Source organism: Pseudomonas libanensis (assembly GCF_001439685.1).
Taxonomy (GTDB): domain Bacteria; phylum Pseudomonadota; class Gammaproteobacteria; order Pseudomonadales; family Pseudomonadaceae; genus Aquipseudomonas; species Aquipseudomonas libanensis.
The window spans coordinates 209,933-233,542 of sequence record NZ_JYLH01000001.1 but is presented as its reverse complement, the minus strand read 5'-3'; the positions used below and the strand labels follow the sequence as shown (position 1 = coordinate 233,542).

Annotated in this window: 25 protein-coding genes and 1 tRNA gene; 20 read left to right on the top strand and 6 right to left on the bottom strand. The window is 57.9% G+C overall.

Annotated features, from left to right (window positions below):
- From TU73_RS00985 to TU73_RS00970, 4 genes are all read left to right on the top strand, one after another.
- The gene (locus tag TU73_RS00985) at window positions 1–288 is read left to right on the top strand and encodes a hypothetical protein (protein ID WP_057010583.1); all 288 of its coding nucleotides are present in this window, start codon (window positions 1–3) and stop codon (window positions 286–288) included.
- A 180-nt stretch (window positions 289–468) separates the two neighbouring features.
- Window positions 469–1,371: a hypothetical protein gene (locus tag TU73_RS00980; protein WP_057010582.1), complete on the top strand. Its 903-nt coding sequence runs from the start codon at window positions 469–471 to the stop codon at window positions 1,369–1,371.
- Window positions 1,372–2,497: 1,126 nt separating this feature from the next.
- The gene (locus tag TU73_RS00975) at window positions 2,498–2,722 is read left to right on the top strand and encodes a hypothetical protein (RefSeq protein WP_057010581.1); all 225 of its coding nucleotides are present in this window, start codon (window positions 2,498–2,500) and stop codon (window positions 2,720–2,722) included.
- 739 nt (window positions 2,723–3,461) lie between these two features.
- Window positions 3,462–3,662: a hypothetical protein gene (locus TU73_RS00970; protein ID WP_057010580.1), complete on the top strand. Its 201-nt coding sequence runs from the start codon at window positions 3,462–3,464 to the stop codon at window positions 3,660–3,662.
- An 84-nt stretch (window positions 3,663–3,746) separates the two neighbouring features.
- On the opposite strand, the gene TU73_RS00965 is transcribed toward TU73_RS00970, so the two are convergent.
- Window positions 3,747–4,796: a hypothetical protein gene (locus tag TU73_RS00965; RefSeq protein WP_231984752.1), complete on the bottom strand. Its 1,050-nt coding sequence runs from the start codon at window positions 4,794–4,796 to the stop codon at window positions 3,747–3,749.
- A 473-nt stretch (window positions 4,797–5,269) separates the two neighbouring features.
- Here TU73_RS00965 and TU73_RS00960 point away from each other — a divergent pair, with 473 nt between their 5' ends.
- A complete protein-coding gene (locus TU73_RS00960) occupies window positions 5,270–5,470 on the top strand; it encodes a helix-turn-helix transcriptional regulator (RefSeq protein WP_057010858.1) in 201 nt (66 codons plus the stop codon).
- A 674-nt stretch (window positions 5,471–6,144) separates the two neighbouring features.
- Window positions 6,145–6,816, top strand: coding sequence for a hypothetical protein (locus tag TU73_RS00955; protein WP_057010578.1), 672 nt, complete (start codon window positions 6,145–6,147; stop codon window positions 6,814–6,816).
- A gap of 36 nt (window positions 6,817–6,852) precedes the next feature.
- Here TU73_RS00955 and TU73_RS00950 read toward each other — a convergent pair whose 3' ends face one another.
- Together TU73_RS00950 and TU73_RS00945 are read right to left on the bottom strand one after the other, a co-directional pair.
- Window positions 6,853–8,460 (bottom strand): hypothetical protein, encoded by a 1,608-nt coding sequence (locus TU73_RS00950; RefSeq protein WP_057010577.1) that lies wholly within the window; start codon window positions 8,458–8,460, stop codon window positions 6,853–6,855.
- A gap of 87 nt (window positions 8,461–8,547) precedes the next feature.
- Window positions 8,548–9,513 (bottom strand): arsenic resistance protein, encoded by a 966-nt coding sequence (locus TU73_RS00945; protein WP_057010576.1) that lies wholly within the window; start codon window positions 9,511–9,513, stop codon window positions 8,548–8,550.
- 157 nt (window positions 9,514–9,670) lie between these two features.
- On the opposite strand from TU73_RS00945, the gene TU73_RS00940 reads away from it, so the two are divergent.
- A complete protein-coding gene (locus TU73_RS00940) occupies window positions 9,671–10,084 on the top strand; it encodes a hypothetical protein (protein WP_046070494.1) in 414 nt (137 codons plus the stop codon).
- A 116-nt stretch (window positions 10,085–10,200) separates the two neighbouring features.
- Here the strand turns inward: TU73_RS00940 and gabP are convergent, their stop codons facing one another.
- Window positions 10,201–11,592, bottom strand: a complete 1,392-nt coding sequence (gene gabP, locus TU73_RS00935) for a GABA permease (protein WP_057010575.1) — start codon at window positions 11,590–11,592, stop codon at window positions 10,201–10,203.
- Window positions 11,593–12,146: 554 nt separating this feature from the next.
- Here gabP and TU73_RS00930 point away from each other — a divergent pair.
- The 5 genes from TU73_RS00930 to TU73_RS00910 all read left to right on the top strand — a co-directional run bounded on the left by TU73_RS00930 (window position 12,147) and on the right by TU73_RS00910 (window position 16,352).
- Window positions 12,147–12,920, top strand: coding sequence for an ABC transporter ATP-binding protein (locus TU73_RS00930; protein WP_025859203.1), 774 nt, complete (start codon window positions 12,147–12,149; stop codon window positions 12,918–12,920).
- 13 nt (window positions 12,921–12,933) lie between these two features.
- A complete protein-coding gene (locus TU73_RS00925; RefSeq protein ID WP_003187758.1) occupies window positions 12,934–13,686 on the top strand; it encodes an ABC transporter substrate-binding protein in 753 nt (250 codons plus the stop codon).
- Between the two features lie 74 nt (window positions 13,687–13,760).
- Window positions 13,761–14,456 carry an ABC transporter permease gene (locus tag TU73_RS00920; RefSeq protein ID WP_043047309.1) on the top strand — a complete coding sequence of 232 codons (696 nt, stop codon included), beginning with the start codon at window positions 13,761–13,763 and terminating at the stop codon, window positions 14,454–14,456.
- A 38-nt stretch (window positions 14,457–14,494) separates the two neighbouring features.
- A complete protein-coding gene (locus TU73_RS00915; RefSeq protein ID WP_057010857.1) occupies window positions 14,495–15,184 on the top strand; it encodes an ABC transporter permease in 690 nt (229 codons plus the stop codon).
- Complete coding sequence (locus tag TU73_RS00910; protein ID WP_057010574.1) at window positions 15,165–16,352, top strand: methyltransferase; 1,188 nt, start codon at window positions 15,165–15,167, stop codon at window positions 16,350–16,352. The genes TU73_RS00915 and TU73_RS00910 overlap by 20 nt, the downstream gene beginning before the upstream one ends.
- A gap of 97 nt (window positions 16,353–16,449) precedes the next feature.
- Here the strand turns inward: TU73_RS00910 and TU73_RS28890 are convergent, their stop codons facing one another.
- Entirely contained in the window at window positions 16,450–16,731 is a 282-nt protein-coding gene (locus TU73_RS28890) for a hypothetical protein (RefSeq protein ID WP_156421188.1), read from the bottom strand.
- Between the two features lie 140 nt (window positions 16,732–16,871).
- Here TU73_RS28890 and TU73_RS00905 point away from each other — a divergent pair.
- From TU73_RS00905 to TU73_RS00895, 4 genes are all read left to right on the top strand, one after another.
- Window positions 16,872–16,947: transfer RNA gene (locus tag TU73_RS00905), tRNA-Thr, on the top strand.
- Window positions 16,948–17,096: 149 nt separating this feature from the next.
- Window positions 17,097–17,414 carry a colicin E3/pyocin S6 family cytotoxin gene (locus TU73_RS27920; protein WP_342342176.1) on the top strand — a complete coding sequence of 106 codons (318 nt, stop codon included), beginning with the start codon at window positions 17,097–17,099 and terminating at the stop codon, window positions 17,412–17,414.
- Window positions 17,415–17,423: 9 nt separating this feature from the next.
- Window positions 17,424–17,735, top strand: a complete 312-nt coding sequence (locus TU73_RS00900) for a hypothetical protein (protein ID WP_003187751.1) — start codon at window positions 17,424–17,426, stop codon at window positions 17,733–17,735.
- Between the two features lie 17 nt (window positions 17,736–17,752).
- Window positions 17,753–18,661: an ImmA/IrrE family metallo-endopeptidase gene (locus TU73_RS00895; RefSeq protein ID WP_057010573.1), complete on the top strand. Its 909-nt coding sequence runs from the start codon at window positions 17,753–17,755 to the stop codon at window positions 18,659–18,661.
- 538 nt (window positions 18,662–19,199) lie between these two features.
- Here the strand turns inward: TU73_RS00895 and TU73_RS28885 are convergent.
- Window positions 19,200–19,406, bottom strand: coding sequence for a hypothetical protein (locus TU73_RS28885; protein ID WP_156421187.1), 207 nt, complete (start codon window positions 19,404–19,406; stop codon window positions 19,200–19,202).
- 289 nt (window positions 19,407–19,695) lie between these two features.
- Between TU73_RS28885 and TU73_RS00890 the strand changes: the two genes are divergently transcribed.
- The 4 genes from TU73_RS00890 (at window position 19,696) to TU73_RS00875 (ending at window position 23,524) form a co-directional block, all read left to right on the top strand.
- Window positions 19,696–19,980 (top strand): DUF3077 domain-containing protein, encoded by a 285-nt coding sequence (locus TU73_RS00890; protein ID WP_005783879.1) that lies wholly within the window; start codon window positions 19,696–19,698, stop codon window positions 19,978–19,980.
- A 206-nt stretch (window positions 19,981–20,186) separates the two neighbouring features.
- Window positions 20,187–21,530, top strand: coding sequence for a CHASE2 domain-containing protein (locus TU73_RS00885; RefSeq protein ID WP_057010572.1), 1,344 nt, complete (start codon window positions 20,187–20,189; stop codon window positions 21,528–21,530).
- A 37-nt stretch (window positions 21,531–21,567) separates the two neighbouring features.
- Complete coding sequence (locus tag TU73_RS00880; protein WP_043047355.1) at window positions 21,568–21,933, top strand: hypothetical protein; 366 nt, start codon at window positions 21,568–21,570, stop codon at window positions 21,931–21,933.
- Window positions 21,934–21,946: 13 nt separating this feature from the next.
- Window positions 21,947–23,524 carry a M48 family metallopeptidase gene (locus TU73_RS00875; protein WP_057010571.1) on the top strand — a complete coding sequence of 526 codons (1,578 nt, stop codon included), beginning with the start codon at window positions 21,947–21,949 and terminating at the stop codon, window positions 23,522–23,524.
- Window positions 23,525–23,610: the final 86 nt, after the last annotated feature.

Sequence of the window (23,610 nt, the reverse complement as noted above, 5' to 3'; positions counted from 1 at the left end):
ATGGGCATTGAATACGATAAGCCGCGCCTGGCTGGCATCATCAGCGATGCCATAACCAATCACTTCCTGGAGATGATTCCGAAGAGCCCAAATGCCGAGGAAGTCAGAAAGATTCTTGAAGAGGCGATAGAGGTTGTGGTTCGAACCACCGCCGTCCTTCACGACGACTTTGAGTCAAGACCGGCGGAGCTGTTGCGAGAGGGGCGTAAGCACTCAAAAGCGAACGCAGACCGGTACCTCAAGCTCATCATGAGCCCTGGAAGCAAAGCGTGGGGTGGTCCTGGGTGAAATGAGACCATGACCAAGCCAATTCCCAACGGTTAACGCTAGCCTGACGAAGAAGGCTAGAATCGTGCCGGGGCCAGATATCTGTATGGATTTCGGCCCCGTTCTTTCTGGCGAGCCAGCCCCCCAGGCCAAGCCGGTTAAATTCATCACCACACACATGCCAATGCAAGGGAGTGTCGTATGCGCGCTATGGAAAAAGCCTTGGTGGTTCTTCTGTCCCTCTCCCCCATGTCGTCATTCGCGGACTGGGCGTACTCAGAGCACGTCGACGAGATGCGCGGGGAAAAGGCGGTTTCCGCTACGATCAGTTCTGAAAAACCAATAAGCCCACAAACTAGCCAAGCAAAACTTACGATTACCAGCGTTCGATCAGCTAGTGGTAATGCGTTTTTTCTTGATCTGGAAAATGCGCAATTTTCATGCTCGCCACCATTGTGTGAGGTAAGCATGAAGTTTGATAACGGCAAAGTATTGGAATTAAAGGCAGCACCTGGGAAAGACTCTAACAATACTTTGTATGTACAAGGACCGAATCAATTCGTTGCGACTGCAAATCTTGCCAGCCGCTTAATTGTCGAGGTTCCAATCTACAAACAGGGTAAAAGCCAGTTCAAGTTTGATGTGAGCGGACTGACCTGGCAAGGCGATACGCCGTCTGCAGATGGCCTGTATGCGGGCGTAGGTGGGCAGCGCTGGGCAGATCCCTATAATCCAGCCGCTGGGCTCGTAGATAGCGGTTTCGGGGAAGGTGACGACCGCTGCTACATAGACGCTCACCCGGCCACCCTAGAGTTTGGTGTTAAGCCAACGAAAATCACTCATTGCTACTACCAAGGTCGTCATTACAGCTCAATGGTGGATTTTGAATTCTCCAAATTAAACCAGGTTGTGCGGGCCGTATCCAAGCAAGTGGGCAAGCCTGAGCTTGAACTTAAAGAATATGTAAGCTGGTCAGAAATTGAAGAAAAAAATCTGCTGTCCATTGGCATTCTGGGCAGTAAAAAGAGCAATGTCGCGACGCTTTTAGTTTCGCACGTCCCCTCGGACAATTTAGTTCCGCCTAGAAAGCCATTGGTCAAGTAGCTGGCGCCATCTGGGCAAGCAAGAACCTGACAAAACCTGACATTTTTTCAGGGTTGCGACTTGTCAAAACTTAACATCGCGCACCGCTCCAGGCCTGGCTCGACGTTGACAAATGTTGACATCCTGGCGGCTTGGAATCGCCAGCAGCGCCCGCCGCCGGTTAGCAAATGCTAGTGTCGGCGCTGATGATCGATCCGTCACCCTGTTAACAATTGTCAAGGTTGGCCACGCCCTGGTTGGCCCTCGGTATCCAAGTTGGTATCCACCAAGCGATGGCGATTTGGGCGGATACCTCGCACAGGGACCAGTCGCAGTGGCCGCCACCAGTCACCACGTTTTACTGGTCACCGCCGGCAACGCCGCCCAATTGCGGAAGCACCCCAGGAAAGGCTCTCGGCATCTGATGGTGGGAACGTTTTCGCGCACGTCCATTGCGCACCTGGCCAGTGCGCAAAGCCCTCGCCCGCCAAGGTTTCACGCACCGTTCACGCAGCATGCTCACGCACTGGGCCGCGTGATGCCCGTGGCCGCCCGCAGACGCTCAAGCCTCAGCAACTGCCTCTGGACTGCGCAGTAACTGCGCAAATTGCGCACAGGAAGTACGCAGCTCAGTACGCACGGTTGGTACGCATTTGGGAGCGTACCGATAGCAGGTCGCACTTCTGGTTCGCACCCTCTTACGCGAACCTGGTGCGAACCCGGCCAGTGGTTACCACGCTGGTTACCACGGGAAGTTACCAATGCGAGCGGTTGCCAGGCGCTGGTTTCCACTGTGGTTTCCAGGGTTTTGCAGTGGTTTCCACTGGTAACCTGGCCAGATCGTGGACAAAACCGCAGGGCGGGCTCGCGTGACCCGCTGCGCACGTTTCAACGTCGGCGCCAGCGCGGCGTGTTGAATTCAACTCACCGTGTAGATCCCAGCACGCTGGCGCCGGCGATTACTTTGACCACGCTTTGACGGAATGTGAGACAGGCGTGAGACGGAATCCATCCCAGGCGGCCGTCTGAGGCCGATCCCGCGCGCGCCCTGTCAAAGAGTAGAGCTTTGCCGTCTCATACCCCTGACAGACCCCTGACAGTTTTCCAGGCACCGGTGCTACGCTTCCTCGAAACACGGAGAGCCACCATGACGGATACCAAACTGATCGCCAGCCTGTTCGACCGCCTCAATCAAAACCAGCTCGCCCTGGGCGCTGCGGTGGAGGAGCTTTCCAACTGGGTCGAACAGCGCGGATCGGCTGACATTGCCAACAATGTGCGCGGCGCGCTGGAAACGCTCGACGAGAACCTAGTGTTCATTCGCCAGGGCATTGCTGAGCTGACCGTCGCCGGCAGCCTGGGGCAGTCGTGACGCTGGATAGGATTCTGGACAGGCTCTGGACGGCTGGATAGGCCGCAGTTCATCCAGGTCGGCCCGCGAGCCAAAGCCAACACAGGCTGGCAGCAGATTGGGCATGCGGCCGGACAGCTACCTCGTCCAGAATCGGGGAGAGCCGCGACGGTCATTTGCGTGACCAGTGGCCCAGGATCGCACCAGGTAAACGCCTCCAGAATCCTTGACCAGCCTTGACGCAACCTTGACGAAATTCTTGACAGGTCTTGACGGAGTTATCTGGTGCCACCAGCAGTTGGATCGCTGAAAGCCACGCAGGACAAAGCTTTGCGGGCATTCGCGCAGATTGGCCAGCGCCAGCCTCGTCAAGAATTCTAGAGGTACCCGTCAAGGTAATTGCTCGATCAATATCAAGGCCCTGTTGGCGCGATGGGGTGGTGAAATACCGGGCCAGAAAAATGCTTAGCGCGCCAGGCAATATTAGACAGGCACTAGACGGATTACGGCCGAAAAAAAATACCGATCAGTTGTCGAGCGGCCTTGTAGTGCGCGGCTTCTGGCGATGACGACGCACAGAACCGCTGCGGGCCTGTCTAGTATTTTACGGGCGCTCTAGCTCCTGACAGCAGGCCCAATCTGTCGGCTGGAAACTACCTGGATTTAGGGTAGTTTCGATTGCACGCTGATAACATCTGCAGATCATTGCTGGCGCCGCCCCGCTCCAGCGCCAGCACCCCGCGAGCCAGAGGACAGCGCCGTGTCTGTGATCGATTGCGATTACCTGCCAACCGAAAAAGTGAAGATACCCGCCGAGCTGGCGCTACTGATCATTAGAAAGGCCAGCGCTATGGCCGCTACATTCGAGGAGCAGGTGCTCGACCAACTGACCAAGGACGCACGCCGAGCACTCAGGCAAGGCGCAGATCCGCGAAAGCTCATCCGGGAAATGCGTCTGTAGTCAGGTTGGTCAAACTGCTATTCGCATAGCAGTTTCCGGCACCTGACCTACCGCATTGGGAGCCCAGGCGGGCAGTAGCGTTATTTACTCGGGCGGTTTCGGTGGAGGCGGAGCCCACGACATCAGCGCTTCAATGCTGTCAGAGCTGGAGAGCAAGTTCTTTGCCTCCTGAACCTTTGCTAAAAGCTCCGAGTGAGCTTTACCCCCCATATCAACTGAGCGGGTGGTGATGTCGTCAAAAAAATCTTGGAGCTTTCTATCGGAGCTCCACTTGTCGATGATCTTCAGCAGGTTGCTTAGCGAGTCTTCCCGGGCCCGGATAATCAGCGAGCGTTGGTAGTTCGCTGTCGCTATTGCGCGTTCAGCTTCCCACCTCATTCGCTCTTCGGCCGCCTGGCGGTCAGCCTCAGCGATCTGGGGCGCCAAGGTTTCCGCCCTATCGACTAAAGCCAATGCGATGTCGTCGAGTTGCTTCAGGAGGCTAGCTTTGTCCTCTGTCCAGGTACGAGCCCAGTCCACACGGCCATAGGGACTATAAGCCCTGAGGCATAGTCGCTTGGAAGCAACGCGCTGATTACTCCGCCGGTAAAATGTCTTCGTCCTCCCGTCCCACAGACTAGGCTTGAGCACTTTGGCCTCTTTTACCGCCACATACTGGCCATCTATGTAGACCATCTCTTTTTCGACCGTAGCCTCGTAGATGGTCAGTCCTATCGCTATCTCGTCGATGAAGACCAATGTTGGCCGACCAGGCGCCCACATGTTTGTCTCGAAAACCGATCGCTTCAGCCGTCCCTCCTCGTCTCCGAGCTCCTTACGGGTGAACCCGCTTTCGCCGCATGCGATCGAAAGTCGATGTTCACCGAAACAAGTAGCGAGCTTCAGCAGAACTGACGCTGCCCTCTGAAGCATGGGTTCAGTAACTACCAGGTCGGGGAGGTTTCTCTTTGCAGGCTTGAGATAGCCGTCGCCAGCGACTCGGCCACGCGTGAATGAGGCCAAAGAGTCCATCACCATCGTGCGCCGGGCACTGGCTTTCTTCGGAGCAGCTTCAATCAGTTCAACCTCCGCTTTACGCGGTAACTGATCGCCCTTTCTCCATTCAGTGGGATCACCAGGTTGGGGCTTGGGCAAGGGCGGAATCTTCGGCCTCTGTCCAGACTGTTTCCTGGCCCAATAGCCTCGCGGTGGACGGGGTATGTTCAGGCGAGCACAAACCCGAGCCAGGAATACCGAGGAAACTCCATATTTTGGAGCCAGGGAGAGCATAGGCGTTGCCCATACCTCGGAGTAAAGGATTTCCCTTTGGACGCGATCCTGGCTCATCTCCTACCTCTGAATTGGCCTGGAGGTTAAATTTGTCACGCTGACAGTTTTTTCCGAGATCGTCAAAAGACCAGCAAAATGCAACTGTGGCGCAGCCTTTTATCACTTCAGCCAGCAACACTTCGCTCCTGCGCTAAAGTTTTAAAGCCGGGGCCAGTGCCCGGCCGGCCAGCCTGGTAACCATTAACCATGGCCGCTCGCTGCGCCAGGCTGACCGTCATATGCTGGGCCGGACTGGGCCAGACAGAGGGGTCGACATAAGAGAGAGGGATAATCAGGGGATGGCGGAAAGCATTGATCGTTTTCTACGCCTCGACGAGGTACTTCATATCACTGGCCTTGGTCGTAACACGATTTATCGCAGGATCAAGGAAGGCACCTTTCCAAAGCAGATCCGGATAGGACCGAACTCGGTGGCTTGGCGTCAGTCGGCAATAGCCATGTGGATGTCCGATCCGACCCGGGCAATTGAGGACTTATGATCTTTCGTTGGTTCTTGCAAATCACCAAGGTGAGGCGCGCATGGCTGTCCTACCGAAATGGGAGCCAGGTTAATGAGGAATATCCCGCCGCGCGGAACGAACGCCATCATTGCGAAAACCAACCCCATGAATGAGGCTCAAACGACGTTGAATGAGTCATTCCGAATCACGAACCCCCATGACTGACCACAACCCCGTTCCGGGGTGGTGCTGGCGCGAGAATGCTAAGGACGCCCCAGCGTGGTGGACGGACCGCACGGCGCAACCACCACAACTGCCGCAAAAGTGAAGAGCCAACCAATTAGGAGATTCAAGGGCTTGCCACTCGTCGAGAACCGGTAGATGCAAATCAGCGACGTTTTCGGCCGTCGTGTGTGGGTTCAAAATAGGGCCACATTTTAAAAAGAGAGTAGATTTGTGAGTAGATTTACATACCACCCAAAGACAAGCCCTTTAAAATCGTGACCTGTAGACAATTGTTCGATTCCGTCTCTGGCACCAAAATACCGAGAAACCCCAAGGAACAATATGTTCCTTGGGGTTTTTTATTGCCTGCGATTTAATGCGCCCGGAGTACTTCTGAGCACAATGTCGCAGCAGGACGATTGAGGGTTATTTTTCGCTGGGTTCAATCGTTCAGCCTTTACCAAATTCTCCGTTGTAAGGTTTCTTTCATGACACGCCTATTGCTCTGCTCGCTATTACTACTGACTGCACTACTCAGTGGATGCGCCACGCAAATGGACGTAGCGATAAACGCGACACCTGATCCCGATTACCACTTCGACCGCCAGGCAACCGTACTGGTGACGTCCGTCGGTGGCAGCGACGAAAACGCACTCAATGCCCGCTACTACCTGCGCGACATGGTCAGCGCCATGAAGGACCAGGGCTTTCGCAATGTCTATACCGACACCACGCTGCCCAAGAACCATGCACCGATCAAAATGACCATCACCCTTGACGTCGAAAGCAAGCAGGTCACTTACCGCTACACCGCTACCGAGTATGGCCAAGTGGCAAACAGCACCACCACGCAGTGCAAGAAGAACAAGAAAAAGACCGACCAACTGACCTGCACCAGCACCCCGAACACCTCCTATGGCCCGGTGGGCACATCGGAACGCACCGGCTACACCACCCTCACCACCTTCCGGGCTACCGCTCGGGATGAAGCGAGCAGGCGTGCGGTGTACGTGCTGCGAGTATCGTCCTATAACGACGATTGCCAGGCGGCCAAGGTCGAAGCCTTCCTGGTGCAGCAGGGCCTGCAGAACCTGAATTTCCAGGACCGCGTGCAGCGCAATTACACGGTGACGATGCCTGAGGGGTATCGCTGCAAATAGTCAGTAGCTCAATAGGCCCTCTGTGCGAGGGCCTCTTCACCTGAGCAAAAACACCATCAACGGATTGTCATTCAACCGCCCCGCAAAGCTTGGCGCCAGTTGCTCCACTGGCGAGCCTTTCAACAGCGCAGTCTCCTTGCGCGACGCTATCACCCAGGATGGCCGAGGCAGCTCACCCAGCTTCTCAAGCTCATGACGCCCGACAAACAGCGGCTGCTCATCGTGATCCAGGTTCATCATGTAGCGCACCGCCCAGGTGTCTCGGGCCAGGTCGACAAACACAAGAGGGCCCGGCTGCGCCTCACGCAACACCTCCACCTGGCTGACAAACCGTCGGGTGTCGAATTGCAGGTCCTTGGCCGGTTCTATCACCGCTACCAGCAACAACCATTGGGCCGCCAGCGCGAAGACGCTGAGCCATACCAAACGCAACGGCCGGCGCCAGGCAATCAGCGCCGCGAGTTGCAGCACCACCAACACACCAATCATCAGCGGCAGGGAAATATCCGGCCAATAGCCCTGCTTGTGCCAGGCGTGCCGACACACAAACAACACAACCACGCACAACGCCGGCAGCGCTGCGACAAGCCCTTCGTAACAACGGCGCACGCCCAACAGCCAGCCTTGCGCCTGGAGCAGCCCATAGGCCGCGACAGCCGCAAACATCGGCACCATCGGCAAGATGTAATAGGCACGCTTGAAGTGCGGCACTGACAACCCGAGCAGAATCATCAAGCCACAGGCCCCAAGCCGCACCAGCAGTTGCAGTTGCTCATCGGTCGAGCGTTCAGGCCAGCGATGGCGCAGCGCGACCAGGGTGGCCAACGCCAGCGGCACCACCGGGAAGTAACGGTACAAACTCAGCTGAAAGTAGAAATAGAACGGCTCACCGGACTCATCCAGGCGCCCGCCGACCTGCATCTTGAACACTTCATCAGCAAAGGCATCCCCGCCGCTCAATCGCGCTAGCTTCATCAGCAGCCACCAGCATACCGCGAGCAGCGCCAGGCCGATAACGCCGTGGATCAGCACTTGCCGGACGCGCTCGCCCGGCCTGCCCAGCGCCCAATACACGCACACCACCCCACAGACCTCAATCAACCCCAGCGGGCCACGGATTGCAAAGGCCAGCACGAACAAAGGGAACACCGCCTGTTGCCTCAGCCGCGACCCCAGGCGCTCGCCACTGTGCAGCAGATAAAAACTGCCGACACACAACAGCGCGATCATCTGGTCGAGGCAGACCGAGCGCGATTTTTCGAGCAACTGGGTGGTAAGCAGCGTCAACAGCACCGTCAAAAACGCCCATGGGCGACTGGAGGGCGCCAGCAAGCGGTACATCAGCGCGATCACACCGGCCGACGCAAGCGCGGTAGGCAATACATTCGCCAAATGATTCGGCACATCAAACCAGCGGGCGAATACAAAACTGAAGAAAGTCGCAGTGCCTGGGTAGTCCGCGTAAGGCTGACCGTAGGTGGTGGGAAAAAAGCTTGCGCCGTGGCGAAACATTTCCTGCATGAACAACGCCCAGCGCCCATCAAAGCCCTGGGGCTGCTGATCCCAGATTCCCAACGTGAACAACAACAGGGCAATCAGAAAGAGGCCCAGAGACTCCAGGCGAATACGGTTGCGATGATCCATCGGGTGACCTGTCAGGTGGGAAGCGCTGGCGTATGGTGCCGACCGCAGCCCTGAATAGCGCCTGAACGAACCTGAACATTCACGTTTTTACCGACTTGCAGGCCACACCACTGCCGGGATCAGGCGAACATAGACCAACTCGGCCACCAGCTCGACCAGGGTTTGCAGGATCACCGCCGCGGCAGCCAACCCGCGCACGTCCTCCGGCAAGGCCAGCGCCAACGGCAATACCACCAGCGAGTTGCGCGTTGATGCACTGAACGTCACCGCCCGTGCGCTTGGCGCAGGTAGCGCAAATAGTCGCGCAGCCAGGATCCCCATCAACGGCGCCAGCAGTACGAAGCCCAGGTAGATCGCAAGCACCGGCAGCAGCAGGTCGATGTCGCGCATCACCGATGTGATCTGCGACCCAATCACCACGAACAGCACCAGGGCCATGGCCGGCACCGGCAACCAGGCCCACGCGCTGCTCCATTTGCCGACAAGCGTTGATCGCCGCGCCAGATAGGCTGTCAGCACGGCCAGCAGCATCGGCACCACGATCAACAACAGGAATGCCTCGATAAACGGGCCGATCTGAACCACCACCCCCGAGTGCGCGCCCAACATAAAACCCAGGTACACCGGCAGCAGTGCCAACTGCAACAGCAACAACAACGGCGTGGCCGCCAGCATCGACCGCGAGTCGCCCTTGCCGATGTGGGTGAACACCACCACGTAGTCGATACAGGGCGTCAACAACACCAGTAATGCCCCAACCAACAGCGCGGGATGCTCCAACAGGCCACGGGTCAGCCCCCACACCAGCAATGGCACCAGAACAAAGTTGGCCAGCAACAACGCCGAGACAAAGCGGATATTGCCTAACCCCTGGCGCAGATCGAGGAAAGGAATTTGCAGGAACATCGCGTACATCAATACCGCGATGGCGGGCGTGATCAATACGCTCAAACCGTGAGCCAGTACCGGCGCAAACACACCACAGGCAGCGGCCAGCAGGATGGTGACAAAATAGAAGGAGATCTGGTTATGCTCAAGGGCATCGCGGGTCATGAAGACGCTCTGGCGGATGACAAAGGCGTAGCCTATTGATCTATGGCCTGACGGTCGAGCGCGATGAACGACCAAACCCGCCCGGATTTCCTTGGGATTTACCCCAACCTGCGCTTCAATACGCTACCCAGATCCAGAACCCAAGGACGTTGAGCCCATGGCCTCGCCGAACAAGCAGCAAAAACGCGCCCAGCGGGCAAAGACCAAGGCCAAGCAAAACCGCACCCAGCGTGCCGTCGCGGCCAAGCCGGATGCGTTCGCCGGCGACGACAGCCGCATCGATCTTGAGTCTGTGGACTTGACCGAACTGTTTGTCGAGATGCGCACCGCAGGCGAGACCAGCCAGCAGGCACTGTGCGCGGTATTCCTGGCACACCCGCTGCTGGCGCTGGTGCTGGAGCAGGAAGGCGAAGAGGAAGCGACCGACTTTATCCTGGCGGCGCTGATCGAGTATCGGCAGTGGGCCACCGATAGCGATGACGAAGCCGCTGCGCTGGCGTGGATCGAATCGCCGCAGTTCCAGGCAGACTACGTAGCAGCATCCCAGGCGCTGACAGCCTCAACAGACTGACACATACAAAATGTGGGAGGGGGCTTGCCCCCGATTGCAGAGTATCAGCCAGCTTATATGTAGCTGATCCACCGCTATCGGGGGCAAGCCCCCTCCCACATTTACCTAGTATCGCGTCAGTTAAGGGCCGCAGCGCCCACCCGTTGAGCCTTGCGACGGCTGGCAACAAACAACCCCGCCAGCACCACCAGCAAGCTCAAGATCCCCGTCGCGATGATCTCGACCCGGTGCGCTTCCTGGAACAGCATGATGGTCAAGGTGCCGACGATAAACACCATCACCGCGTAGGTCAGGCCAGGGAACAGCCACATCTTGAACACGATCTTCTCGCCCGCCGCCGTGCGCTTCTGGCGCATGCGCAGTTGCGACACAGCAATCACCAGGTACACCAGCAAGGCAATGGCGCCGGAGCTGGCCAGTAGGAACTCGAACACCGCCGCCGGGGCGACGTAGTTTGCGAACACCGCCAGGAACGCAGCGCCGGTAGACAGCAACACCGCCCAGTAAGGCGTGCCGCTCTTGTTGGTACGCTTGGCCACGGCCGGTGCGTCACCACGACGGCCCAGGGAGAACAGCATGCGCGACGCGGTGTACAGCGCCGAGTTGAGGCAGCTGGTCACGGCAACCAGCACCACCAGATCGACGATCAGCTTGGCATTCGGGATGCCCATGCGCTCCAGCACGGTCTGATAGGAACCTACGGCAGCCAGGGTCGGATCGTTCCATGGCACCAGGGACACCACGATGAAGATCGACAGCAGGTAGAACAAACCAATCCGCCAGATCACCGAGTTGGTAGCCTTGGTGATCTGCTGGCCGGGGTTCTTCGATTCCGCTGCGGCGATGGTGACGATCTCGGTGCCCATGAAGGAGAACATGGTGGTCAGGATCGCCGCCAAGACCGCGCCCATGCCGTTGGGCATAAAGCCCTGGGTGTCGAACAGGTGCGACACACCGCTGACCTGGCTGGTGGGCAAGAAGCCGAAAATCGCTGCCAGGCCGAGGATCACAAAGCCTATGATCGCCACGACTTTGATCAACGCAAACCAGAACTCGAACTCACCGTAGTTCTTCACGCTGAACAGATTGGTCGCGGTCAGCAGCAGCGTAATGATCAGGGTAAAGGCCCAGATCGCCACATCGGGGAACCAGGCATGCAGGATGGTCGCCGCCGCGTTGGCCTCCAACGGAATCACCAGTACCCAGAACCACCAGTACAACCAACCGATGGTAAAACCGGCCCAGTGGCCGATTGCGCGGTCGGCATAAGTAGAGAACGAACCCGTATCCGGTGACGCAACGGCCATCTCGGCCAGCATCCGCATCACTAACACCACCAGCGTACCGGCGGCCGCGTAGGCCAACAGCACAGCCGGGCCAGCGGCAGCAATCGCATGGCCGGAGCCGACAAACAAACCGGCACCGATCACGCCAGCAATCGACAGCATGGTGACGTGACGCGGTTTGAGCCCCTGTTCGAGGTCATTGGAGCTTTGCGTACTACTCATTGACACACCTTTGCGAGGAATTGCGAAAACGGTTCGCCCGGCTGCTGCCTTTCTCGTGAAAAGAAACCAACAGGGCGTTCTTTATTTTTTACGCAAGATTTGCGCCAAAATGTTACAAAACCGCAATTGACGCGGCCTGTAGGACAATTCAACAGTCATCGCAAGTCTTTGAGAACAATGGCATTCCGCTATAGCGTTACCGTGCGACCCACATCCGAGGCGAACAGGCGCACCAAAAACACACACAAAAAGTACGTGACGCTCCATATAGGGGCTGATATGCACCGTTTGCCCGGTTAACCCTTCCAACACCCGGCCAAAGCTGGCACCATCGCGCCCTTTTTTACGCGAAGCCTGTGGTTTTTCCGGTTCAAACGGCTGTTCGGTTGTTGATGGCGCGACACGCTACTGTGCCGATGCGACACCCTGCCGCAGACCACCGGTTAACCGTCCGCAGCGCTGTTGGCTGTCATCCAAACGCTATGCTAGCTTGGCGCCTCGCCAGGAAGGCGGCCCAACAGCGAAGATCGCAACGAACACAATGAGGACCGCACATGGCCGAGGCCACGCCCGCGCTTGAAATCCGCAACTTGCATAAACGCTATGGTGAGCTGGAGGTACTCAAGGGTATCTCGCTGACCGCACGCGACGGCGACGTGATCTCGATCCTGGGTTCTTCCGGTTCCGGCAAGTCCACCTTCCTGCGTTGTATCAACCTGCTGGAGAACCCGCATCAGGGCCAGATCCTGGTGGCCGGCGAAGAGCTCAAGCTCAAGGCCGCGAAAAATGGCGAGCTGATGGCCGCCGACGGCAAGCAGATCAACCGCCTGCGCAGCGAAATCGGTTTTGTGTTTCAAAACTTTAACCTGTGGCCGCACATGAGCATCCTCGACAACATCATCGAGGCGCCACGCCGCGTGCTCGGCCAAAGCAAGGCCGAAGCGATAGAAGTGGCCGAGGCCCTGCTGGCCAAGGTCGGCATCGGCGACAAGCGCCACGCCTACCCCGCCCAACTCTCCGGCGGCCAGCAGCAGCGGGCGGCGATTGCACGCACCCTGGCCATGCAGCCTAAAGTCATCCTGTTCGATGAGCCCACCTCGGCCCTTGACCCGGAAATGGTTCAGGAAGTACTTAATGTGATCCGCGCACTGGCCGAAGAAGGCCGCACCATGTTGCTGGTCACCCATGAAATGGGCTTTGCCCGCCAGGTGTCCAGCGAAGTGGTGTTCCTGCACCAGGGTCTGGTAGAAGAGCAAGGATCGCCACAGCAGGTGTTTGAAAACCCGCTTTCGGCGCGCTGCAAACAATTCATGTCCAGCAACCGCTAACGGAGCAACATGCATGCAGAACTATAAAAAATTCCTTCTGGCTGCGGCCGTCTCGATGGCGTTCAGCGCCACGGCCATGGCAGAAACCTTGAAAATGGGGATCGAAGCGGCTTACCCGCCGTTCAACAATAAAGACGCCAGCGGCAATGTCGTGGGCTTTGACAAAGACATCGGCGACGCCTTATGCGCCAAGATGAAAGTCGAGAAGTGCGAAGTGTACGTGTCCGACTGGGACGGCATCATCCCGGCCCTGAACGCCAAGAAGTTCGACTTCCTGGTGTCGTCGCTGTCGATCACCGATGAACGCAAGCAGGCCGTCGACTTCACCGACCCGTACTACTCCAACAAGCTGCAATTCATCGCACCAAAAGCCACGGCGGACTTCAAGACAGACGCCGCTTACCTCAAGGGCAAGGTCATTGGTGCGCAGCGTGCAACGCTGGCCGGTACCTACCTGGAAGACAAGCTGCCGGACACTGAAGCCAAGCTCTACGACACCCAGGAAAACGCCTACCTCGACCTGACCTCCGGTCGCCTGGACGGCATCCTCGCCGACAAATACGTGCAGTACGAGTGGCTCAAAAGCAAAGACGGTTCGGCCTATGAGTTCAAAGGCGACCCGGTAGTAGAAAGCGACAAGATCGGTATCGCCGTACGCAAAGGCGACCCGCTGCGCGAGCGCCTGAACAAAGCCCTGGCAGAGATCAAGGCAGACGGCACCTACAAAAAGATCAACGACAAGTACTTCCCGTTCAGCATCGAATGACCTGAACGGCCTGCCTGGCGCGCTCGGTTGAGCGCGCCGGCTTTTCGCAATGCCTGCCGCGATATGAAAACACCATGAATTTCGATCTCTACGGATTCGGCCCGGCGCTCGCCGCTGGCGCGCTGATGACCGTCAAACTGGCGCTCACGGCCCTGTGCCTGGGGCTGGTGCTCGGCCTTGCCGGCGCCTTGGCCAAGACTTCGCCCTACAAGCCGTTACAATGGCTGGGCGGTGCTTATTCGACCATCGTTCGTGGCATTCCCGAGCTGTTGTGGGTGCTGCTGATTTACTTCGGCACGGTCAACCTGATGCGTGCCCTGGGGGAGTTCTTCGGTAACCCCGACCTGTCCTTGAGTGCCTTTGCCGCCGGGGTCATCGCCCTGGGCCTGTGCTTTGGCGCCTACGCCACGGAAGTATTCCGCGGCGCAATCCTCGCCATCCCCAAGGGCCACCGCGAAGCCGGTGTGGCATTGGGGCTGTCGAAACTGCGGATTTTCACGCGACTGATCATGCCGCAGATGTGGCGCATCGCCCTGCCCGGCCTGGGCAATCTGTTCATGATCTTGATGAAAGACACTGCACTGGTGTCGGTGATCGGCCTTGAAGAAATCATGCGCCACGCGCAGATCGGCGTGACCGTCACCAAGCAACCGTTCACCTTCTTCATGGTCGCCGCGTTCATGTACCTGGGCCTGACCGTGCTGGCGATGATCAGCATGCACTTCCTGGAAAAACGCGCCGCCCGCGGCTTTGCAAGGAGCACCCAATGAGCGGCGACTACAGCTGGCTATCGCACTTCGACCTGGGCCTGAACTGGGCCGTGATCATCAAGTGGCTGCCCAAACTGGCCCAGGGCGCGACCCTGACCCTGGAGTTGGTGGCCATCGCCGTGGTCGCAGGCCTGCTGCTGGCGATCCCGCTCGGCATCGCCCGCTCGTCGCGCCGCTGGTACGTGAGCGCCCTGCCCTACGGCTACATCTTCTTCTTCCGTGGCACGCCGCTGCTGGTGCAGTTGTTCCTGGTTTATTACGGCCTGGCGCAGTTCGATGCGGTGCGCAATAGCTTTATGTGGCCGTACCTGCGCGATCCGTTCTGGTGCGCCACCGTCACCATGACCCTGCACACCGCCGCTTATATCGCCGAAATCCTGCGCGGTGCTATCCAGGCCATCCCGCCAGGTGAAATCGAAGCGGCGCGCGCCCTGGGCATGTCCAAGCCCAAGACGCTGTTCTACATCATCCTGCCCCGCGCCTCGCGCATCGGCCTGCCGGCCTACAGCAACGAGGTGATCCTGATGCTCAAGGCCAGCGCCCTGGCCAGTACCGTGACCCTGCTGGAGCTGACCGGCATGGCGCGGACCATCATCGCCCGCACCTACCTGCCGGTAGAGATCTTCTTCGCGGCCGGGTTGTTCTACCTGCTGATGGCCTACATCCTCGTACGTGGTTTCAAACTGCTGGAAAAATGGCTGCGCGTCGATGCGTGCCAAGGACGCTGAGGCACGCTTCAAGGCGCTGGATAGGTTCCTGATCGAACACCAAGGGCTGTGGCGACCACGACCCTTCACCCATCTGCACTTACCCTGGGAAACCGAACACCCGGCGCTGTCCCAATGGCTGCGCCAGCGCTCGCTGGCCGAAGCCGAAGCCAGTCACAACCACCCCCACGACCTGCCTGCGCCTGCACCTTTTCCACAGCTGGCCGCGCAAGCGTTACACCTCAGTGCTGTGGATAAATTACCCACGCACGCCCTTGAACCCGCTCGTCACCGCCTGAATGTCGACGTACCTGGCCGCAAGTGGCAACAGATCGAAGCCTTCGGCGCCGCGCTGAACTTTGCCGAAACGCCCACCCATTGGCTGGACTGGTGCGCCGGCAAAGGCCATCTAGGCCGCCGCCTGCTGCAGCCCGACCAACGCCTGACCTGCCTGGAATACGACCCAGCCCTGGTCGCATCCGGCCAAGCCTTGAGTGATCACCACCGCTTACCCGTCACCCATCGCCTGCAGGACGTGATGACGGATATGGCGATCGACCCCGCACACACACCGGTCGCCCTGCACGCCTGCGGCGATTTGCACGTACGCCTGCTGCAACTGGCCAGCTCTGCCGGCTGCAAACAACTGGCACTGGCGCCCTGCTGCTACAACCGCATCAACGCCGATCACTATCAGGCGTTGTCCGCTGCCGGGCGCGCATCCCGACTGCAACTATCCATTGAAGATCTAGGCCTGCCCCTGAGCGAGACCGTCACCGCCGGCAACCGCGTGCGCCAGCAACGGGATACGTCCATGGCCCGACGCCTGGGTTTTGACCGACTGCAACGCCAACTGCGCGGTTGCGACGAATACCTGCCAGCGCCATCCCTGCCCGCCATCTGGCTGGATAAACCTTTCGCCGACTACTGCCAGGAGCTGGCAAGCCTCAAGGGTTTATCCACAGGCAAACAGGACTGGGCGGCGCTGGAGGTACACGGCTGGCGCCGCTTGGCCGAGGTGCGAAACCTGGAGCTGGTAAGAGGCCTGTTTCGACGCCCGCTGGAAATGTGGCTGGTGCTCGATCGGGCATTGTTTCTGAAAGAGCGAGACTACAACGTCGAGGTCGGCAGCTTCTGTGAAACAGCGCTGACACCGCGCAACTTGATGGTGCTCGCCGAGCGCGATTAAGGGGCGAAATTTCCCACACACCCCTGTGGATAACTCTGTTGATGAAATCTTTACCAAGCCAGTAGCTATCTGCGTTACAGGCCAAAATCGTCACTGGTCATTTTTTGTTCACAAAATAAAACGCACGCAAAACAGGCAGTTGCGGCGCGTATAGAACGCGGTCACAAAACGGCTGCGTCATCACGTTATCTACCTGCCGATTGTGCATAAGCATTTGGGGTAAGCGTATAAAGCGTAATTTATGCGATGTTTTTTGGGCCTTTTCAGCCACCGTAAAGCTGCGCGAGACAGCCAGGCTGCGGCGTGGTGAATGCACGCATACATGGCCTACATCGACTCCAAAAAGCAGACGCAGGGTGATGGAATAGATGAAATTCACCGTGGATTGCGGGGATAGGAATTGACGCTCAAGGGAGCAGGAAAACCCGTCATTCGAAGAAAACCTCTCCTTCTGCAAAAATAGTCAGAATTCAGGGGTTTACAGAAGCTTTCCAATCGCTATAATCGTCGCCCTAACACGCCGGTATAGCTCAGTTGGTAGAGCAACTGACTTGTAATCAGTAGGTCCCGGGTTCGACTCCTGGTGCCGGCACCATCCAAGGTTCCAGAGAAGGCTTTCAAAATCTCTGAAACCCCCGAAAAAACCCGCCTTCTGGCGGGTTTTTTCGTTTTGGCGATGCCCTGGCCCCCCTCACCTGGAGCTTGCGATTTCTTGAAACGAATCCGCGCTCCAGCCTGCGGCCCATGCCAATCCAGCTACGGTATAGTCCCGCCCCTCCTCGGCGAAAACGCCAAGACCAGTTTTCAGGATTAAGGGAACCTTGGATGGGTGGCAAACCTAGGCCTGATCCTTCTATTGTCAGCGGTTTCAGAGTCGCGTATGTAGAGGGTGGCCGTAAGTATTACTTTGATGCCGTAGAGCAACGATACTACTCATGGGATTCGCTTCACGGCGAGTTTGAAGTCTTCGACCGACGTGGCTTTCACCTGGGTTCGGTCTGCCCTGAAACCGGGCTTGCTTTGAAACCTGCCGTCCGCGGACGAAGAATCAAACCGAACTGAGAGGTTCATATGAATTTTGTAGAGCTTTGCCTTAAAGGCGATGTGCTGGAAGAAGAGATCGACCAATTCGTCGAGGACTGGCACGAGGGTCGTCAAGGTGCCGACATGCAACTGCATGAATACCTGGGCATGAAGTGGGAAGAGTACCAACTGTGGTCAACCACCCCGTCTGTCTTACCTTTTGTATTGACTGCCCACAAGTACGGCACCTCTCTTAAGGACCAACTCGATCAAGACAAATTTGCGATTGCTGCGCGCGCACGATCGGTCGCTGAAGCGACCAAAGTCGAAGCCTGGCTACGCAGTGTGGGCAAGATCTAGTGACCCCAGAAGAAAAAATGGCCAGTCGCGTCCTGGCTATCCGCAAGCTGACACCGCCTTACGATCTGGAACAGCTAGCCTCTGCCTATGGAGAGCTTGAATACCTTGAACTGCCGTTCGGCGTGGACGGAATCACCATTGGTATTGGTGCTGCAACCAAGCCTCGCATCCTGATCAACTCAAGCGCACCTGCTACCCGCCGAAAATTTACGCTGGCCCATGAAATCGGGCACGTAGTTATCCCATGGCACACCGGCACAATCGTCTCCCACCTGGAGAATCGTGAAGTGGATGCTGCCTACAGCCAAATGGAGACCGAAGCCAATCGCTTCGCCGCAGAGCTGTTGATGCCATCTGACTGGTTGCTTGAAGCATTCAAAGCCGCATCCAGTGTGGAGCACTATTTCCGCTCGGTCCTTACCCAGGCCGGGGCATCCAAAGAAGCAACATTCAATAAAATATTACGCCCGCTCCCGCAGCCTGTGATTTGCGTGCAAGTGGACAGCGCATCCAGAGTTCTCAGCAGGCGAAGATCCCAAACGGCGCCGTATCCTCCAGAACGAAACGCCGAAGTCAGCAGCGAAACCTTTCAGACAGATTGTCGTTTCGAAAGCTTTGAAATAGACGGCCAGTTTTATATGAGCTGGACCTTCATCGGCCGCGACATACGGGAAGTAGACAAAAGGCCGTGGCGGGAAGTCTTCAACCAAATCCTGAATGACACTGGCATGCAGGGTTATTTGCAAAACATGAACGGCATTCTTGCTGCTGCTTACGGCAAAAACAGAGCGCTCGACGAGGCGGAAATTTGCGGAGCCGTTATCCGGGCATTCACAAAATATGAGATGTTCGATGTGGTGACTGAGCACCCTCTGTTTGAACAGTTTGTGATCAAACGGGTGAGGGAGCTGAAACTGCGGGGTTGAGTGATCAGACCGGCGTAGAAAAGAGCGGGCAAAGCGCTGTCGTTGAGAGCAACCCTGGTAGCCAGAACCTTTAAGGCTACGCCACACCATGGTGGTTTACCCAAAGCGCGATTAGCGTCCGGCGGCTCGCGGTCACAGCGATGTGATGGATGCCTACTTTTACCAGTGTGCCCCTGCGGCAACTCATCCCCTTTCATAGCTGCCCTGCAGCAATCTATCCGCTTGGCCATTTCACTGCGCCAACCTGCGCCCGTCTCTTTCTTCCGGAAAGAGACGGGCGCTCCTACCGCTGCTGCAGCCCAACTCGTACAAGGCTTTGCGGTATTTCCCCTCGTGACAATCGGCGTGACAAACACCGAAGTCGGAAAATAGCGGAAAATAGGGGTCAGGGAAAATAGGGGTCAGAGCATGTTTTCAATAATGGTGGTCTGACCCCTGTTTCCTTTCCTCCATCACCCTGCTGTTGCCAGATGAAGTGGGAGATGTTGAAAACCCGGGGCCAGGCTGTAGAAGAACGGCGCCTTGATCCCGGCGTAGATCAATCCGGAGCGCGAAGGCGCAAGCCGGTGTGCTGGCTGATCTCTACCAGAACAGCTAAATCCACTTCGAGATGTCCTTTCGAACCATCCCACTTTTTATATGAAATTATGGCTGGGCAATAATTATGGTGAATCCATAAAACTAATAATCGCATCAGCAACCACTGCGCGCTGCCCAGGCTTGGCTCCAAACACAACAGATCCATTTTCCCGATTGCTCCCCACGCCCCACCACGCTACCCTCCCTCCTGTCGCTGCCAATTCAGCGACCGGGCCTGATAACCCGGCAAGATGCAGGCGCACACCAAGCGCCCCCAAAACCCGATTTGCAGGCGTTTTTTTTTCGCCTCAAAATTCGTGCAATGGCGGCTGTGCGTGGGAGACCTTCGGGTCTGCCGGGTTCCTGTATCTCCGGTTTATCAGCCTGCGCACAGCTGCCACCCATTCGCCTGATAACGAATGTGGTAGCTCTCACTTGATACGGGAGTTTTACCGATGACCGTTACAAATGCGTCTGCGTTAACCACCCTCGGCGTCACCCCCTTTTCCTTTCACTCCGACCAACCTCTGTTCCGCGTCAACAGCGGTGTTTCCCTGCATGAAGCCTTGCATCACGTTTCCGACTTGCTCCACCTCGCCAAGCTGCTCGCGGAAGACGCGGCGATGACGCAGGACACGGACCGTTATGCCTGGGCGTCGCATTATTTGCAGGAGATGAGCAAGGCGGTGATTGATGATGTGGTGAAGGTGTTGGAGTCGCCTGGGAATGTTGAGCAATAAAGAAGTCGTGTGGTGCGCGGGCTGACGTCATCGCGGGCAAGCCCGGCTCCCACAGAGGAAAGCCCTGGTCTGAATAGGTCGGGGCTTTTTTGCGAAAGGCTAACCACACGCCAAGAGCCATATGGCACTTAGCCACTTTTCCAATTGACACCCCCTCCCCACTCCGTTAAAAACCCCGCCTTGCTTGCGTTTTTATCGAGACATGGATGTTGTCCAAACCCCCGCTGTTCAAATACCGCCGCTATTGGCTGGCGGTCATCATCGTGTTGCTGGCGATTCTTGATCCTTTCGGCCTGGCCAGTTCCAGCGATAAGGCGTCGTCGCAGTGGCTCAATCGTATGTTCGCCAGTCACTACCCGAGCCTTGGGCAGCAGCGGGTGGCGGTGGTGTTGATTGATGATGCCTACCTGATGCGCAATGACAGCTCATGGCCAATGCCCTACGGCGAGCAGAGCAAGTTGTTCAAGCGTTTGCTGGCGTACAAGCCTGGGGCGGTGTTTGTGGATTTGCTGTACAGCCATGACCACTCGTTGGGCGACCCGGCGCGGGGCAGTCAGTTGCTGGCGAATGTGTTTGAGCGTTATCAACGCCAGGGCATTGCGCTGTGGTTGGCCAATACCGGACTGAAGCGTGCGGAGGCGGGCCAGGCCAATACGCTGGCGCCTTTTATGCAGGTCAGCCGCCCAGCCCTGGTGGTGTGGGAAGGGGTGGATGACAAGTATCCACTGGCCAAGCACACCCAGGCCGGGTTGATGGAAACCCCCGCTTTGGCGCTGTATCGGGTGTTCTGTGCGACGCACGAATGCAAGCCGCCGCCGGTGGATGCGCAAACCGCTGCGCAACGCCAGCCCATCGCGGTGCAATGGGGGCTGAAGCTGGCGCCGGAACAGGCGCGTATTTCTGATATCCGCCACTGCGCCGCGGCGCGGCATTTCTTGCTGGACGGGGTGGCGCAGTTGTTTCAGGCCGTGTTCTGGAAGCTCGATGACTCGGCCCAGGCGCGGTGCCCTTATACCCTGACGTTGTCGGCCAGTGATCTGGAGGTCAGCGCCCCCGACGACCAGGCACTGGTCGCCGAGTTACTGCGCGACCGCCTGGTGCTGGTGGGCGCCAATATTGCCTCCACCGGGGATCTGGTGGAGTCGCCGGTACATGGCCAACTCCCCGGCGTGTATTTGCACGCCATGGCCCTGGATAACCTGATCAATGCAGGCATGGACTACGACCATGAACCGGCCAATTTCCCCCACCTGCCGTTCAATTGGCTGGACCTGCTGGAGCTCGGGCTGCTGGCGTTGATTGCCGTGCTCAAGGCGCTGCACGCGCGTCGCCTGGCGGGCCATCGCACCTGGAGTCGCTGGCGGCGCCAGGAAATCTGGTTTTTTACCTCACCGTGCCCGTCGTGGCTGTTGGTGATGTCGATGTTGGCGGCGGTCAGTGTGCTGCTGAGCCTCAATGACATCACCCCGGTCAACGTGCTGGGCATTGTATTGCTGTCGTTGGTGTTGTTCAGCGAGCGGATCGAAGCCTTCTTCGACCGCGATCGCTGAGTGTGCCGCTTTGCCCTTTGACTCAAGGAACCCAAGGATGAACAGAAGTCTGATTGTCTTGCTCGCTGCCCTCTTCACCCCAGGCGCCTGGGCGGAAACCCACAGTATCCAGGCGTTCCTGGCCGACCCGGTGACGGTGCTCGACGAACAGGGCAAGCAACAGCGTGAGCTGGCGAAAAAGGATGCGCCCACCCAGCCCGTACCGGTGTTGCAGTACAACCAGGCGCTGGACCTGGTGCAGGTAGAGCTGGCCGGACAGAAGGTCTGGCTGGACACCATGGACCTGCGCATCGAGCCCCCGCTGAACGTCGTGGACCTGCCCTGCCAGGGCCTGACCAAAAGCCAGGCCAAGGACAGCCGTAATAATTCCACCATCGGTTTTGGTGCCGGTTGCAATCAATAAAAGGAGCGTTGCGGTGAAGGGATATCGAGTGGCAGCCAGCCTATTGGCCAGTTCGGTGCTCAGTGGTTGCGCGACTTTGAAGGGCGCAGACCAGGCGTTTCTGAACCTGGTGGGGCCCTCGACTCAGTCCCGGGTACAGGGCCACTATGTGGACAACACCGACGTACGCCAATACTACAAGCTCGACCCACAGCGCCAGAGCCAGCAGCGCCTGAGCTACGACGGGCGGGCTGTGCCGGCTGCCGAAGCGCGCCAGCAGAACCTGGTGGATATCCCGATGCTGCAAGGTTACTTGCAGGGCATTGTCACGCGTTTGTCCAAGGGCTGGTCGGGGGAGTTGCCGCCGCTACAGGTGAAGATCACCGACAGTTATGGTTTCGGGCCATCGGCAGACCCTTACGGCAACCTGTTCGTGCCGCTGGGGATGCTCGACAACGTTGCCAGCGAAGACGAAATTGCTGCGATGCTTGGTCATGAAATGAGCCATGTGCTGCTGCATCACCATGACCGCATGGCCGCCTTCCAGCAGCAGAAAGACATGTTCACCACTGTCGCCTCCACGGTCGCCTTGGCCACCATGGCTGCCGATACGGGCGTCGACCGCAGCTCCGGGACGATGAAGCTGTTCAGCAAAGACCCGGCCGGCACCCAGAAGACTATCGGCAACACGGTGCTGTATACCGCCCTGGCCAATACCTTTTCCGACCAGGTGTGGAGCACCGCCTGGGGCCGCAGCCAGGAAGACCAAGCCGACCTGCTCGGCACCGACTTGATGATCCGCGCCGGTTACGCCCCGCGCGCCGCCACCCATAGCCTGGAGCGCCTCAATGACTTCCAGGGCAAGCAGAAGCCGTTGCTCACGGGCTTCCTCACGGCGCGCAAGAATGCCATGCAGGATTCGCTGCAGCAGTTCAATCTCAACCAGTTCACCAAAGAGCTGGACGTGCTGGTCAAGGACGGCCTGACCACCGGCATCACCGCAACCACCCAGTATTTCAACCGCTCGCATATGTCGGCCATGGACCGCGATACCGAGCTGCGCCAGTACTTGCAACGCGAATATCGCCAGGAACGCCGCGCCCGGGTCAACCCGCAGAGCTGGTCGAAGATGAAGAACACGCCCCAGGTGGCGAAGGCCTTGCAGGGTTATAAGGACGCGTACTTCGCCATCGATGCCCTGGAGAAAAACAAAGTACCGGATGCCGAAAGGTTTATCCGCAAGGCACTGGCTTCACCGGTCAAGGACCAGCCGAGTATTCGGCGCACCGCCTATACCGTGCGCCTGGCCCAGGGTAAAAACAGCGAAGCGCTGAAAGAGTTGCAGTCGATCAGGGACTGGTCCCTGGCCGGCCCTTCTACCTATGACTTGATGATCAGCTACCACCTCAAGCGTGGCGATGGGCAAGCGGCACTGGCGATGATCGACAAGGCTGAACGCAATCTGGGCTCGGAGGAGCTGTTCATCACCGAAAAGCTGTTGGCCAACCAGCAACTGCAGAATACGCAGCAGGTACAAACCGTGCTGCGCAAGTGCGAGCAATACCCCGCACGCAAGGAAAACTGCAAAAAGCTCGCGCCGGTTAAAGCCTGACATTCAGAACACACCCTCCAGGCAAAACCACTCGCCGCCAGGCATAAAAAAACCCCGAACCAGTCGGGGTTTTTTATTGCCTGGAA